This window comes from Afipia massiliensis, assembly GCF_014203115.1.
Lineage (GTDB): Bacteria > Pseudomonadota > Alphaproteobacteria > Rhizobiales > Xanthobacteraceae > Afipia > Afipia massiliensis.
Map to the genome: position 1 here is coordinate 148,126 of NZ_JACHIJ010000006.1, position 12,621 is coordinate 160,746.

Genomic DNA, 12,621 nt, shown 5'->3' on the forward strand with positions numbered 1-12,621 from the left:
AATCCACATGCTCCTGTCGCATTGATGCAATGGGCAGTGTGCCGAACTGCCGTCACCATCCCGCCTTTTGCACGGAAGTTCGCCGCCGTTTCGCCTTTTGACTGCGCGGCCGTCAGTGACGGGTTTCTGGCGCTCCAGAAACGCTGAGCGCCTCCGCGACATGACGCAGCTTGTCGGGATTGCGAGTGATGTAGATCTCGGTGATCTTGCCGTCCTCGATGGCGAACGCCGTGGTCTGAAACACGTTGTCGCGCTCAAAGCTGACATAGCCCGGCAGGCCGTCGATCCGCATCGGCTCGAACGTATCGGCCTTCTTGATCCCGAGTTTTCTGCTCAGGCCCTCATAGAGGCGCAGCACGCGCTCCAGCCCGACGATGGGATTGAGGAAGGCAAGCACCTTGCCGCCGCCGTCCGAACGGATCACGACGTTCTGCGCGAGGATCGAGCGCAGGGCGTTGGTGTCGCCGCTGCGCGTGGCGACGAAAAAGGCTTCGGCGATACGGCTGCCTTCGTCGCGCGCAACGGGAAAACGCGGCCGCGAGTCCTGAACATGCTTGCGCGCCCGCGCGGCCAGTTGCCGGACTGCGGCGGGTTCGCGCTCGACGGTCGCTGCGACTTCATCCAGCGGGACGCCGAACACGTCATGCAGCAGGAACGCGGCGCGCTCCAGCGGCGACAGGCGTTCCAGCGCGAGCATCAGCGTCAGCGTGAGATCGTCCTGATCCATTTCATCCGGCTCCTCGATCATCGGCTCCGGCAGCCACGAGCCGACATAGGTTTCGCGGCGGGAGCGGGCGGATTTCATGACGTCGAGGCACAGCCGCGTCACGATGCGGGAGAGGAACGCGGCCGGAGTGTCCACTGCCGTGCGGTCGGCCTGCTGCCAGCGCAGCCACGCGTCCTGCACGACGTCCTCGGCCTCGGCGACCGAGCCGAGCATGCGATAGGCGAGACGCACCAGCCGGGGCCGGTGCGTCTCGAATATTTGCGTGCCGTCGTCAGGCAGCGACATCGGCCTTGTCCACGGGATGGAGCGCGCGGAAACCGACCTGCAACCTGTTCCAGACATTGATGGCGCCGATCAGCATGGTCAGGTTCACCTGTTCGCTCTCGGTGAATTCGCTCTTGAGCAGTTCGTAGTCGCTGTCCGGTGCGCCTGTCGCCGCGAGCAGCGTCAGGGATTCCGTCCAGGCAAGAGCTGCTCTTTCGCGGGCGCTGTAAAGCGGGGATTCGCGCCACGCGGTCAGCATATAGATCCTCATCTCGGTTTCGCCATGGGCGCGCATATCGGTCGAATGCATGTGAAGGCAGAAGGCGCAGCCATTGATCTGCGAGGCACGCATTTTGACCAGTTCGATCAGGCTGTGCTCAAGGCCGCTTGTCTTGATGGCGGCTTCGAGAGCGTGCATCGCCTTGATGGCATTGGGGGCAAGCGTGTAGGCGGCTTCAATACGAGGCTTCATGATTGTCTCCAGTTTGTGTGACAGTTGTTTCGGTCAGCGGCCCGGTTATGCGGCCGCGGTGGTCTGATCGCGGCGCAGCCACGCGTCGAATGTGATGGCGCCGAGACGGGCGCCGGCATCCGGCGTCAGCGAGCGATCGTCGAGCTTGATGCCGAAGTAGCGCGCGTCGGGATCGGTGATCACGTCTCTCCGGTCGTTCCTGGCGGTCAGGTATGTCCGGATCAGCTGATCGAGCTGGAAGGATTCCGGTCCGGCAACTTCGACCATACCCTTCGCAGGGGCGAGCGCTGCGTCGACGACGGCAGCAGCAACATCATCGGCCGCCATCGGCTGAATCCGCGCGGACGAGACGCGAACGGTCTGTCCCTGCGTCGCTTCCTGCGCGATTCCGCCGACGAATTCGAAAAACTGCGTGGCGCGGACGATGGTGTAGGGCTGCCCTGAATTTTCGATCAGGCGCTCCTGCGCCAGCTTGGCGCCGAAGTATCCGAACTCGAGCAGACGCTCGGTGCCGACGACCGACAGCGCGACATGAAGCTTCACGCCGGCGGCCTTTTCCGCCGCGAAAATGTTGCGTCCCGCTGCCTCGAAGAAGGCGAGCGCGGCTGCGGCCTCAAACGACGGCGAGTTCGCCACGTCCACGACGACATCGGCGCCCGCGAATGCCTCCTTCAGTCCCTCGCCGGTGACGGTGTTGACGCCGGTCGATGGTGAAGCCGCCAGAACATCATGGCCGCGCTGGCGCAACTGGGTGACGACGCGCGATCCGATCAGGCCGGAACCTCCGATAACGACGATCTTCATGATGGCCTCCTGTCTGCTGCCGCGATGCGCGGCGGTTGATGACGGAAGTGCATGAAAGGTCTTTGGTTTTCGGCGGGTTTGCCGCCTTTGCCGTCGGGTTCTTTCTGCACCTTCGCCATCAAGACGAGGCAGCAGGGGCCGGATGTGACATCGCCCGAAAGATTTTTTTTGAAGGGACGGAAATGGACGTAATTTGAACCGCTTCGGTTCCGATGGCCTGATTGGAGGCAAATACGTCATTTTGGCCGGCTTCTCCGCCGCGTAGGTCTTGGTCCGGCCTTTGGACAATGGAGCGAGCCATGAAAGATCTGCTGACCAACATCATCGACGCCCATGGCGGCATCGCGCGCTGGAATTCGTTTCAGAAGGTCGAGGCGACCATCGTGTCCGGCGGTGAGCTTTGGGGCATGAAGGGTCTGGTGCAGGATTCCAATCCGCGCCGCATGACGGTTTCGCTGCATGAGGAATTCGCCTCGGTCACGCCGTTCGGAGCCGCCGACCAGCGCACCAGCTTCACGCCGGACCGCATCGCTATCGAGAAGCTCGACGGCACGGTGGTGGCCGAGCGTCGCGATCCGCGGGCGCTGTTCGATGGACACGAGATGCTGACGCCATGGGGACCGCTGCATCGCGCCTACTTCAACGGCTACGCGCTGTGGACATATCTGACCACACCGTTTCATCTGGTGATGAAGGGCGTCGAGGTTTCAGAACGCGATCCGTGGCGCGAAGGCAATGAGACGTGGCGCGTGGTCCGTGCGCGCTTTCCCAAATCGATCGCCACCCACAGCGATATTCAGGACTTCTTCTTCGGCGAGGATTTTCTGCTGCGGCGGCACGATTACAACGTCGATGTCTCAGGCGGATTCGACGCGGCGCAGAACGTGTTCAACTATATCGAGGCCGACGGGATCAAACTGCCGTCAAAGCGCTTGGCTTACACGCGCGCTCCGGATCATCGCGTCGCGCTCGATCCGCTGATGGTCTCCATCGATATCAGCGACGTGCATTTCAGTTGAAGCTTTCAGCCGAGGCAGGGACGGCGCAACGCATGCGTTGCGCTAGTCCATCTTGCTGAGGCGCATCAGTTCGAAGCCGCCGCCATCGAACAGCAAAAGTTTTCTCTGCGCCTGGTTGATCCGCCACGTCCTGATTTTTTCCAGCGTGCTGTGGAATTTGCCTTCCTGCCTCATCGCTGCGGCTGAGCAGGCCATGCGCGTAGAGGCCATCGGCAGGAACTTGATCGCATTGCCGTCGATCTTCGCCGAACCCGCATAGCGGTTGCAGCCGCCCATGCCGTTGACGATGCCGTCGTCGCGAATCTCCAGCGTCGTTTGCAGCCGGTCGATCACGCCGCCGCCGTCGATGTCTTCCGCCAGCCATTTGCCGGTCGGTGTTGCGGAATCCGCCGCCGCGCCGAAGGCCACCAGGCTGAGGAAAAGGACCGATGCGGCAAATCTGATGAGCATGATGTGGCTTCAAAAACGAGGAGGCGGGGACACGTATCCTCCGTGGACACGTATCATCATGTGGATGATTGCCGATGCCGCCATTTTAAAGGCTCTAACTTTAAAGGGCGGGATTTTCCGGAATCCCGGTTTCCATTGTGGGCAGATGATGGTAGGAAGCCGAACGCAAAATCGTTCTGCCCACAAATTCTGGCCCACCCGAACCCTGCCCACCGGTCTGATGAAAAACGACCAGCTCCTGGCTCAGATTTCCGAATACTGCCGGCAGGCGGGAATGGCGGAATCGACGTTCGGCCGCCGCGCGGTGAACGACGGCAAGCTGGTGCACCGGCTGCGCGAGGGCAAGCGCATCACCGTCGATACGCTTGAGCGGATTCAGGCTTTTCTCGGCGACGGCGTGCCGGTCGTCACCGTGCCGGAACCGCCGATCGAGAAGCGCGATCCTACCGGGAATTTCCGCTTTTTCGAGAACCGGCAGAAATATCTGCTGTTCGTCCACACCTGCTCGGAAAAGCGGGTGATTGCCGACCGGGTGGCGCTGGAGTTGGGGAGCATCCATCCGCGCCCGCCCGCGTTGCGTGTTTTCGACGCAGGCGTGGGCGACGGGACGGTACTGGCGCGGGTGATGCGCGCGATGCACAGCCGGTTCCCGAACATGCCGTTCTATATCGCCGGCAAGGAGATCAGCCTCGAGGACGTGCGGCTGACCCTGAACAAGGTGCCGGACCGGCTGTTCGAGCATCCTGCCACGGTCTTCGTCCTGACCAACATGAACTACGCCGAGGCGCCGTGGCTGGCGCCGAAATCGCCCACCGCCGCCGCCGGCATGATCTGGCGCGAGGTCGCGCTGCGCGGCTCATCCTCCGGCGAATTCGAGACGCAAATCGCCGACTTGCAGCCGTTTCTGGAAGAAAACTGGCGCGCCGCTGTCAGCTCGCGCTCGGGCATGCCGGTCTATGAGCGACCGATCGCGCTCGTGATCTATCGGGAGGATCACCGGTTCCTGCTCGATGCCATGATTCCACGGGCCGGCCGGGTCGAAGCCAATTTCGATCTGGTGATCGCCTCGCAGCCTTATCGGGCCAGATCGTCGCTGAATTTCCGCGCCAAGAAGATTGTTGCGCCATTGGCCCGCGCGCTGCGCGCCGGCGGCCGGCTGATCGGGATTCACTCCTACGGCCGCGATCCCGGGATGGAGATTGTGCAATCGGTTTGGCCGGGAGAAAATCCTTTCGCGGTCAGCCGCCATGAGCTACTCCGCGCCGTGAAATACGAGCTGGGCTCGTCCGGGCGCGATCTTAACTTTAATGCCTATGCGGATAACCGCTCGATCTTCCGATACGATATGGAAGCTTTACCAAACGAGGTAACGGGTCCCATTGGGACCTCGACGGCCTTTGCAGCATGGAACGCGGCGGTGTATGTCGCTCAGGTCGAAGACGACCGCCTGGACGAAGTCACGCAAAGCGGACGTTATCTCGACGCCACCAGAGAGGTTCTGCGCAAGCACAACGGCCTCTGGTTCTACGATGAATCCTACGTCATCTCACGGCGTCGAGATTGAAGAATCTAACTTGAGAATTCAAACGGGCCGACCGCGGCCCATCTGGAAGGGATTGGTTGATGCGCGCGTCTTATCTGTTCACAAGTGAATCGGTTTCTGAAGGTCATCCGGACAAGGTTTGCGACCGGATTTCGGACGAGATCGTCGATCTGTTTTTCCGTGAAGGCCCGAAGGCCGGAATCGATCCGTGGGACATCCGCGCCGCGTGCGAAACGCTGGCGACCACGAACAAGGTGGTGATCGCGGGCGAGACGCGCGGCCCATCGACGGTTACCAACGATCACATCGAAGCTGTCGTGCGCGCTGCGATCAAGGACATCGGCTACGAGCAGGATGGCTTCCACTGGAAGAACGCCGACATTGAAATCCTGCTGCATCCGCAGTCGGCCGACATCGCGCAGGGCGTCGATGCGAAGCAGCCGACCAACGCGGAAGAGGGCGCGGGCGACCAGGGCATCATGTTCGGTTACGCCACCAATGAGACGCCGGAACTGATGCCGGCGCCGATCCACTACGCGCACAAGATCCTGCGCCTGATCTCGGAAGCCCGTCACTCGGGCGTCGAGAAGGTGCTCGGCCCGGACTCCAAGAGCCAGGTCACCGTGCAGTACGAAAACGGCAAGCCGGTCGGCGTGCGCGAGATCGTCGTGTCGCATCAGCATCTCGTCGAGGACATGACCTCGAACCAGGTGCGCGAGCGCGTCGAGCCATACGTGCGCAAGGCGCTGCCGGAAGGCTGGATCAACGGCAAGACCATCTGGCACATCAACCCGACCGGCAAGTTCTACATCGGCGGTCCCGATGGCGACGCAGGCCTCACCGGCCGCAAGATCATCGTCGACACTTACGGCGGCGCGGCTCCGCACGGCGGCGGCGCGTTCTCCGGCAAGGACTCCACCAAGGTCGACCGCTCGGCGGCTTACGCGGCGCGTTACGTCGCCAAGAACGTCGTCGCGGCTGGCCTTGCGGATCGCTGCACGCTGCAGCTCGCTTACGCCATCGGCGTCGCGCGTCCGCTATCGATCTACATCGACACCCACGGCACCGGCAAAGTCTCGGACGACAAGATCGAGAAGGCCGTCGCCGAGTCGATGGACCTCACGCCGCGCGGCATCCGCAAGCACCTTGATCTCAACAAGCCGATCTACGCGCGCACTGCCGCTTACGGCCACTTCGGCCGCACCCCGGACGCCGACGGCGGCTTCTCGTGGGAAAAGACCGATCTCGCCGACACGCTGAAGAAGGCGGTTTAAGCAACATCCACGACGTCATGGCCGGGCTCGTCCCGGCCATCCACGTCTTGGCGAAAACTCAGGAAAGACGTGGATGCCCGGCACAAGGCCGGGCATGACGACATCAAAATAGCGGGTCGTGCGATTGCGCCGGCCCGCCTCGAATAAGGATAGCAACATGACCACCGCCACCGCGAAAGCCCCCGCAGGCTTCAACGACTACATCGTCGCAGACATCGGCCTCGCCGATTTCGGCCGCAAGGAACTCTCGCTGGCCGAGACCGAAATGCCCGGCCTGATGGCGACCCGCGAGGAATACGGCCCGAAGCAGCCGCTGAAGGGCGCGCGCATCGCAGGCTCCCTGCACATGACCATTCAGACCGGCGTGCTGATCGAGACGCTCGCCGCGCTCGGCGCCGACATCCGCTGGGTCTCGTGCAACATCTACTCGACGCAGGATCATGCCGCTGCCGCGATCGCTGCTGCCGGCATTCCGGTGTTCGCGATCAAGGGCGAGACGCTGAAGGATTACTGGGACTACACCGCCAAGCTGTTCGACTGGCACGGTGGCGGTCACCCGAACATGATTCTCGATGACGGCGGCGACGCCACCATGTACGTCCACCTCGGCCTGCGCGCCGAGAACGGCGACGTCGCATTTTTGGACAAGCCGGGCTCCGAGGAAGAAGAAGTGTTCTTCGCGCTGCTCAAGAAGCAGCTCAAGGAAAAGCCGAAGGGCTACTTCAAGGCGATCGCCGACAGCATCAAGGGCGTTTCGGAAGAAACCACCACGGGCGTGCATCGTCTGTACGACATGCAGAAGGCCGGCACGCTGCTGTGGCCAGCCATCAACGTCAACGACTCGGTGACCAAGTCGAAGTTCGACAACCTCTATGGCTGCCGTGAATCGCTGGTCGACGGCATCCGCCGCGGTACCGACGTCATGATGTCGGGCAAGGTCGCGATGGTCGCTGGCTTCGGCGACGTTGGCAAGGGTTCGGCGGCCTCGCTGCGCCAGGCCGGCTGCCGCGTGATGGTTTCCGAAATCGATCCGATCTGCGCGCTGCAGGCGGCGATGGAAGGCTATCAGGTCGTGACGATGGAAGACGCGGCGCCTCAGGCCGACATCTTCGTCACCGCGACCGGCAACAAGGACATCATCACCATCGAGCACATGCGCGCGATGAAGGATCGCGCGATCGTCTGCAACATCGGCCACTTCGACAACGAGATCCAGATCGCCTCGCTGAAAAACCTGAAGTGGGACAACATCAAGCCGCAGGTTGACGAAATCACCTTCCCCGACGGTCACCGCATCATCATGCTGTCGGAAGGCCGCCTCGTGAACCTCGGCAACGCGATGGGCCATCCGTCCTTCGTGATGTCGGCGTCGTTCACCAACCAGACGCTGGCGCAGATCGAGCTGTGGGCCAACAACAAGGACGGCAAGTACAAGAAGGAAGTCTACGTGCTGCCGAAGTCGCTCGACGAGAAGGTTGCGCGCCTCCACCTTGCCAAGATCGGCGTCAAGCTCACCGAGCTGCGCAAGGACCAGGCCGACTACATCGGCGTGAAGCAGGAAGGCCCGTACAAGAGCGATCACTACCGCTATTGAGCCTTTCTCTCTGCACAAAACACAAAGCCCCGGAGCGATCCGGGGCTTTTGTTTTGCTTACCTAAGGTGAGGAAGACCGACACACGAACAGCTATCGGCTGTCGCTGGCTTTTCCACCGGGCAACAGCCGCCGCAGCGCGCGAAGCGGTCTCGTGATACGCCACGAGGTACTCTGCTGTAGTTGCAGGTTCGTCGCTAGCAATTCATTTCGCTGCGCATCCAGTGCGGCCATCGCCTTTTCGCGGCGGTCCATCTCGGGAAGGATTTCGTTCATGAGCATCCAGGACAGCCGTGACACGACTTTGTCCAGAGTGGCGCGGAACGTCGCGCTCCATTGCAGGCCGCCTGCCTCCATGACGGTGCTGTAGGCTTCCTGCACGGTCTTGCCGGGCGATGGCGCGCAGCGAAGCAGCGAGGGCCACCATCCACAGCGCTCCGCGAACGCCGATCCGTAGCTATGGGCGCGAAAGCGCGACGCGTCCGATGTGCGCCAGTTGGCGATGAAATGAAGCGATGTTGCCACGGGGAGGTGGCTCACCTGGCCGCCATCCGCATCGATGATCCGCCGCCAGAGAACCCAGTCCGCAGCATCGGGGATGTTTTCAGGCCAATAGCCGACACGCTCCAGGCTGTCGCGGCGATGGACGATGGCATTCGCGGGGATGCTGTTGCCGACCTCGCGAAACTCCGCCTGAGCATCCGGAAACGTAATGTCGGTATAGAGCGGGATCGCCGTGCCTTCGTCGGAAACCCAAACGGGGCGGCTGTAAGCCAGTGCGGTGCCGGAACGGTCGAGCAACTCGCCGAGCAACTCGAGATGATCCGGGAATAGAAGGTCGTCGTGCGCTGCAAATGCAATGTAGCGGCCGCGGGCTTCGCGCAACGCGATGTTGCGGTTCGCGTAGCCGAAGAACGGCGCCTTCGGCAGATCGAAGAAACGAATTCTGGGGTCGTCAAATCCGCCGACGACCCTGGCGGTGTCGTCGGTGCATCCGTCGGCAACGATGAACAACTCGAAATCGCGGTTGGTCTGGGCGAGCACGGACCGGATCGCGAACGCAATGACATCCACGCGATTATGCGTCGGCATCAAAACGGTGAACTGCGGATCGGCGCGCGATCCGTCGCCTACCACCCGGTGGCTCCCGGTCCGAAGGAATACGGAATCAGATCGGTGTCGATGGGGAGCCGGTACTTGTCCGGGTTGGCATAGTCGTAGGGCTCGGTCGGAAAATTCACGATGGTCGCATCGCGGCTTCCGATATTGTGGTCGGCGTGCCACACGTCGACCGGAACATTGACCAGCACGCGGCGATGCTCCGACAGGACGACCTTGCAGATCTGACCGAAGGTCGGACTGGCGGGGCGGGTATCATACAGGACAAGTTCGATTTCCCCGGTCAGCAGCGTGTAGCGGTCTTGATGACGGCGATGAAGATTCCAGCCTTTGACGACGCCGGGCCGGATCGTGAATGTATAAGAGGAGCGGATCGCGTCCGGATAGCCCCATCGCTCGTCCATCAGTTCGGTGACCGTCCCGCGCGCGTCACTGTGGGTTGTCAGCGGTCGAATGACGACGCCGTGGGTCAAGGGGCGCAGCAAGTCGCCCGAGTTCGACACTGTGGGACGGTCCTGCGCGGCAGCCTCGAGCAGTTGATTGAAATGATGCGCCTGATCCATTTTTCCAGCCATGTACAATAATTTGTCCCTTCTATCCGATATGTAGGAAGGCACAATCGATTTGGCTGTTTCTGGTGAATCACACCGGCGCTGACTGTCAGGCGTGGATGCGCGAGGCTGACTTCGTCTCCACGCGGATCGAGTCTCTGGTGGGCCCGGATTCAATGGTGGTTGGCTTCAGGCCGGACGAAGCGAAGCCGCATTCGATCGAATTTGCCAAAAGCCCCGGAGCGATCCGGGGCTTTTTGCTTTGTTATTTTGCTGGCGTGTTGATTGTCACGCTGGGGGCAGAACCTCCGCCGCCCTTCATTCCGCCTTGCAGAAAAAAGAAACCAATGGCGATAACGAGGGCCGCGCCCACGATCACGCCCAATATTCCAATTCCGCCACTTCCGCCGTCAGCCATTAAAGCCTCCTCATAAAGAACGGCAACGATCACGAAGCTGTTAGGTTCCCGTCCGCGCGGCCCGGCGTTCGCGTATCGCGGTGCGCGAATCCCGATAAGATGGCCGCAGGCTTCCGGTTCAGTCGCACTGATGCGAGGTTGCTCGTGACCGCAGATTCAAATTCCTATCCGACGACGGTTTCGCTGCTCGGCGTGCCCATCGAAGTCGGAGCGTCGCAGAAGGGCGCGCTGATGGGCCCCGCGGCGCTGCGCACGGCGGGCATCGCGCCGCTGCTGGAAAGCCTCGGGTTTACGGTCGAGGATCACGGCGACCTGTCGCCGCGCGAACTCGTGTTGAGCGCTGAAGCGCCGCCACCGAACGCCAAGCACTATCGCGAAATCAAGGCGTGGATCGGCGAGACCAGCCAACGCGCTTATGCGATGGCGAAGTCGGGCGCGATTCCTGTTTTCCTCGGCGGCGATCATTCGCTGTCGATGGGCTCGGTCAACGGCGTCGCGCGGCACTGGCACGCGCAGGGGCGCGAGCTGTTCGTGCTCTGGCTCGATGCCCACGCCGATTACAACACGCCCGCGACGACGATCACCGGCAACATGCACGGCATGTCCGGCGCGTTCCTTTGCGGCGAGCCGGGGCTGGACGATTTGCTGCCGCGCAATGAGCGATCCTCGATCGCGCCGCGCCAGCTTGGCCTGTTCGGCCTGCGCTCGGTGGACAAGCTGGAAAAGGAATTGCTCGGCAAGCGCGACGTCTGGATCGCCGACATGCGCAGGATCGACGAGTTCGGCGTCGGCGTGCTGATGCGCGAATTCATCGAGCGGGTGAGGGCGCGGGGCGGCGTCCTTCATGTCAGCCTCGATGTGGACTTTCTCGATCCGGTGTCAGCCCCCGGCGTCGGCACCACGGTGTCGGGCGGGGCGACCTATCGCGAGGCGCATCTTGTGATGGAGATGCTTCAGGATTCAGGTCTGGTGCGCTCGCTCGATCTGGTCGAGCTCAATCCGTTTCTGGATAACCGGGGCTTGACCGCGCGCACCGTGGTCGAACTCGTCGGCTCGTTGTTCGGCCAGCAGATCCATGACCGGCCGACGCCGAGCAATGCGGTGGTTTAGGTGCAATAGGAATAGAGCTGCATGGTTGATTAGATAGCGAAAAACTTTCCGACCGTATCGAAGACGTTTTGTAATAAGGGCCCGCGGTTCCGGCGCGCTGCGTCCGGCGCGGATGAATCCATGCACGAAGATCTGGTCCGCCTTCAGCGGCGCGCGATCGCGCAACACCTCCGATGTCGTCCCCGCGAAAGCGGGGACCCATACTCCCTGGACTATCGATGTTGTCGCGATAGCCGGTCACACCTTCCTTCGCTATCAGCAAGGCCGGTGTTTATGGGTCCCCGCGTTCGCGGTGACGACGCGAGGAGTTCGCGTCACCGCGTTGTGGATGCGCGTGATCTTCCTCGCGATCGCGGCCTTCTTCGCGGCGTCGAGCAGGCCCGCGGGACCGGTGCCGTGACAGGTCGGCATGGATGCCTCGCTGGTTGGTTGAAGTGAATCTTCTTGGAGAGCTTTAAGGATATATCCGCACGTTAAGCTGGAAATGCCGCTGCATCGGCAAGCTATTTTCAGCTCCCAAGCCTCTGGCATTGCTGCGTTAAACGTCCGCGCCGCTGTGCGAACACAATTGAGTTGTTGCTTTAGGGGCTTGAACTGCTACAAGCCTCGCATTCGACCTGCGGCACAGCTTTAGTTAAAGCGCCCTTTGGACCTTTTTGGTCCCCTCCGGCTCCTTACCCAAAGACATCGCTAGATTGGATTGCTCCGCGCGACGTCGTGCGGAACTGCGCATGTACGCGCCTAAAGGATTGTTTGTTATGACGACTGGTACTGTGAAGTGGTTCAACGGCCAAAAGGGCTTTGGTTTCATTCAGCCGAACGATGGCGGCACCGATGTGTTCGTTCACATCAGCGCTGTCGAGCGTGCTGGCCTGACCGGCCTCGCCGAAGGACAGAAGGTTTCGTACGAAGCCAAGGTTGACAAGATGCGCGGCAAGACCAGCGCAGAAAACCTGCAGATTCTGTAAGGCCTGATCGCGGCGACCGGACATCGGTTGTCGCGCAAGCCTTCTTAAAGAAAAAGAGCCAGGCGCTGCATCCACGGATGTACTGGTCGCAGCAGCCAGCTTTTCGTTCGTTTCACGGATGTAATGAAACGGACGTCACTAGTGGAGCGGATTTGACATTCGCTCCATTTTGCCGCGCTTTCCAAAGCGAATGTCAAATCCAAAGCTCCACTAGAAATATAGTTGCTAGTGGGCCTTTGATTCTAACATTCGCAAGGGAAGTCCGCCGCAATATGATGCGAATGTTAGAATCGGCCCACTAGCCCCGTCA

Annotated in this window: 14 protein-coding genes; 6 read left to right on the top strand and 8 right to left on the bottom strand. The window is 61.5% G+C overall.

Annotation, left to right across the window (positions count from 1 at the left end; all coding sequences use genetic code 11):
• Positions 1-112: 112 nt before the first annotated feature.
• The 3 genes from HNQ36_RS20290 to HNQ36_RS20300 are packed head-to-tail and all read right to left on the bottom strand — an operon-like array spanning position 113 to position 2,267.
• Positions 113-1,012, bottom strand: coding sequence for a sigma-70 family RNA polymerase sigma factor (locus HNQ36_RS20290; RefSeq protein ID WP_184088059.1), 900 nt, complete (start codon positions 1,010-1,012; stop codon positions 113-115).
• Positions 999-1,463, bottom strand: coding sequence for a carboxymuconolactone decarboxylase family protein (locus HNQ36_RS20295; RefSeq protein ID WP_046827151.1), 465 nt, complete (start codon positions 1,461-1,463; stop codon positions 999-1,001). The genes HNQ36_RS20290 and HNQ36_RS20295 overlap by 14 nt, the downstream gene beginning before the upstream one ends.
• Positions 1,464-1,508: 45 nt before the next feature.
• Entirely contained in the window at positions 1,509-2,267 is a 759-nt protein-coding gene (locus HNQ36_RS20300) for an SDR family oxidoreductase (RefSeq protein WP_184088061.1), read from the bottom strand.
• A gap of 299 nt (positions 2,268-2,566) precedes the next feature.
• Here HNQ36_RS20300 and HNQ36_RS20305 point away from each other — a divergent pair, with 299 nt between their 5' ends.
• Positions 2,567-3,286, top strand: a complete 720-nt coding sequence (locus tag HNQ36_RS20305) for a hypothetical protein (protein ID WP_184088063.1) — start codon at positions 2,567-2,569, stop codon at positions 3,284-3,286.
• A 42-nt stretch (positions 3,287-3,328) separates the two neighbouring features.
• Here the strand turns inward: HNQ36_RS20305 and HNQ36_RS20310 are convergent, their stop codons facing one another.
• Complete coding sequence (locus tag HNQ36_RS20310; protein ID WP_184088065.1) at positions 3,329-3,736, bottom strand: META domain-containing protein; 408 nt, start codon at positions 3,734-3,736, stop codon at positions 3,329-3,331.
• A gap of 220 nt (positions 3,737-3,956) precedes the next feature.
• On the opposite strand from HNQ36_RS20310, the gene HNQ36_RS20315 reads away from it, so the two are divergent.
• The 3 genes from HNQ36_RS20315 to ahcY all read left to right on the top strand — a co-directional run bounded on the left by HNQ36_RS20315 (position 3,957) and on the right by ahcY (position 8,147).
• The gene (locus tag HNQ36_RS20315; RefSeq protein ID WP_184088402.1) at positions 3,957-5,300 is read left to right on the top strand and encodes a hypothetical protein; all 1,344 of its coding nucleotides are present in this window, start codon (positions 3,957-3,959) and stop codon (positions 5,298-5,300) included.
• 59 nt (positions 5,301-5,359) lie between these two features.
• Positions 5,360-6,553, top strand: coding sequence for a methionine adenosyltransferase (metK, locus tag HNQ36_RS20320; protein ID WP_184088067.1), 1,194 nt, complete (start codon positions 5,360-5,362; stop codon positions 6,551-6,553).
• Between the two features lie 157 nt (positions 6,554-6,710).
• Entirely contained in the window at positions 6,711-8,147 is a 1,437-nt protein-coding gene (gene ahcY / locus HNQ36_RS20325) for an adenosylhomocysteinase (RefSeq protein WP_184088069.1), read from the top strand.
• 91 nt (positions 8,148-8,238) lie between these two features.
• Here ahcY and HNQ36_RS20330 read toward each other — a convergent pair whose 3' ends face one another.
• From HNQ36_RS20330 to HNQ36_RS20340, 3 genes are all read right to left on the bottom strand, one after another.
• Entirely contained in the window at positions 8,239-9,282 is a 1,044-nt protein-coding gene (locus HNQ36_RS20330; protein WP_184088071.1) for a glycosyltransferase, read from the bottom strand.
• Complete coding sequence (locus HNQ36_RS20335) at positions 9,276-9,839, bottom strand: dTDP-4-dehydrorhamnose 3,5-epimerase family protein (protein WP_246395467.1); 564 nt, start codon at positions 9,837-9,839, stop codon at positions 9,276-9,278. The genes HNQ36_RS20330 and HNQ36_RS20335 overlap by 7 nt, the downstream gene beginning before the upstream one ends.
• Before the next feature lie 241 nt (positions 9,840-10,080).
• Positions 10,081-10,266 (bottom strand): hypothetical protein, encoded by a 186-nt coding sequence (locus HNQ36_RS20340; RefSeq protein WP_184088073.1) that lies wholly within the window; start codon positions 10,264-10,266, stop codon positions 10,081-10,083.
• A 66-nt stretch (positions 10,267-10,332) separates the two neighbouring features.
• Here HNQ36_RS20340 and rocF point away from each other — a divergent pair, with 66 nt between their 5' ends.
• Positions 10,333-11,343, top strand: coding sequence for an arginase (gene rocF / locus HNQ36_RS20345; protein WP_246395468.1), 1,011 nt, complete (start codon positions 10,333-10,335; stop codon positions 11,341-11,343).
• 255 nt (positions 11,344-11,598) lie between these two features.
• Here the strand turns inward: rocF and HNQ36_RS20350 are convergent, their stop codons facing one another.
• A complete protein-coding gene (locus HNQ36_RS20350) occupies positions 11,599-11,754 on the bottom strand; it encodes a hypothetical protein (RefSeq protein WP_184088077.1) in 156 nt (51 codons plus the stop codon).
• A 347-nt stretch (positions 11,755-12,101) separates the two neighbouring features.
• Here HNQ36_RS20350 and HNQ36_RS20355 point away from each other — a divergent pair, with 347 nt between their 5' ends.
• The gene (locus HNQ36_RS20355; protein WP_006021548.1) at positions 12,102-12,311 is read left to right on the top strand and encodes a cold-shock protein; all 210 of its coding nucleotides are present in this window, start codon (positions 12,102-12,104) and stop codon (positions 12,309-12,311) included.
• Positions 12,312-12,621 lie beyond the last annotated feature (310 nt).

Bases quoted from the DNA above. Each gene is read 5' to 3' on its own strand.
- HNQ36_RS20290 (WP_184088059.1), bottom strand. From the start codon at position 1,012: ATGTCGCTGCCTGACGACGGCACGCAAATATTCGAGACGCACCGGCCC.
- HNQ36_RS20295 (WP_046827151.1), bottom strand. From the start codon at position 1,463: ATGAAGCCTCGTATTGAAGCCGCCTACACGCTTGCCCCCAATGCCATC.
- HNQ36_RS20300 (WP_184088061.1), bottom strand. From the start codon at position 2,267: ATGAAGATCGTCGTTATCGGAGGTTCCGGCCTGATCGGATCGCGCGTC.
- HNQ36_RS20305 (WP_184088063.1), top strand. From the start codon at position 2,567: ATGAAAGATCTGCTGACCAACATCATCGACGCCCATGGCGGCATCGCG.
- HNQ36_RS20310 (WP_184088065.1), bottom strand. From the start codon at position 3,736: ATGCTCATCAGATTTGCCGCATCGGTCCTTTTCCTCAGCCTGGTGGCC.
- HNQ36_RS20315 (WP_184088402.1), top strand. From the start codon at position 3,957: ATGAAAAACGACCAGCTCCTGGCTCAGATTTCCGAATACTGCCGGCAG.
- metK (WP_184088067.1), top strand. From the start codon at position 5,360: ATGCGCGCGTCTTATCTGTTCACAAGTGAATCGGTTTCTGAAGGTCAT.
- ahcY (WP_184088069.1), top strand. From the start codon at position 6,711: ATGACCACCGCCACCGCGAAAGCCCCCGCAGGCTTCAACGACTACATC.
- HNQ36_RS20335 (WP_246395467.1), bottom strand. From the start codon at position 9,839: ATGGCTGGAAAAATGGATCAGGCGCATCATTTCAATCAACTGCTCGAG.
- rocF (WP_246395468.1), top strand. From the start codon at position 10,333: ATGGCCGCAGGCTTCCGGTTCAGTCGCACTGATGCGAGGTTGCTCGTG.
- HNQ36_RS20350 (WP_184088077.1), bottom strand. From the start codon at position 11,754: ATGCCGACCTGTCACGGCACCGGTCCCGCGGGCCTGCTCGACGCCGCG.
- HNQ36_RS20355 (WP_006021548.1), top strand. From the start codon at position 12,102: ATGACGACTGGTACTGTGAAGTGGTTCAACGGCCAAAAGGGCTTTGGT.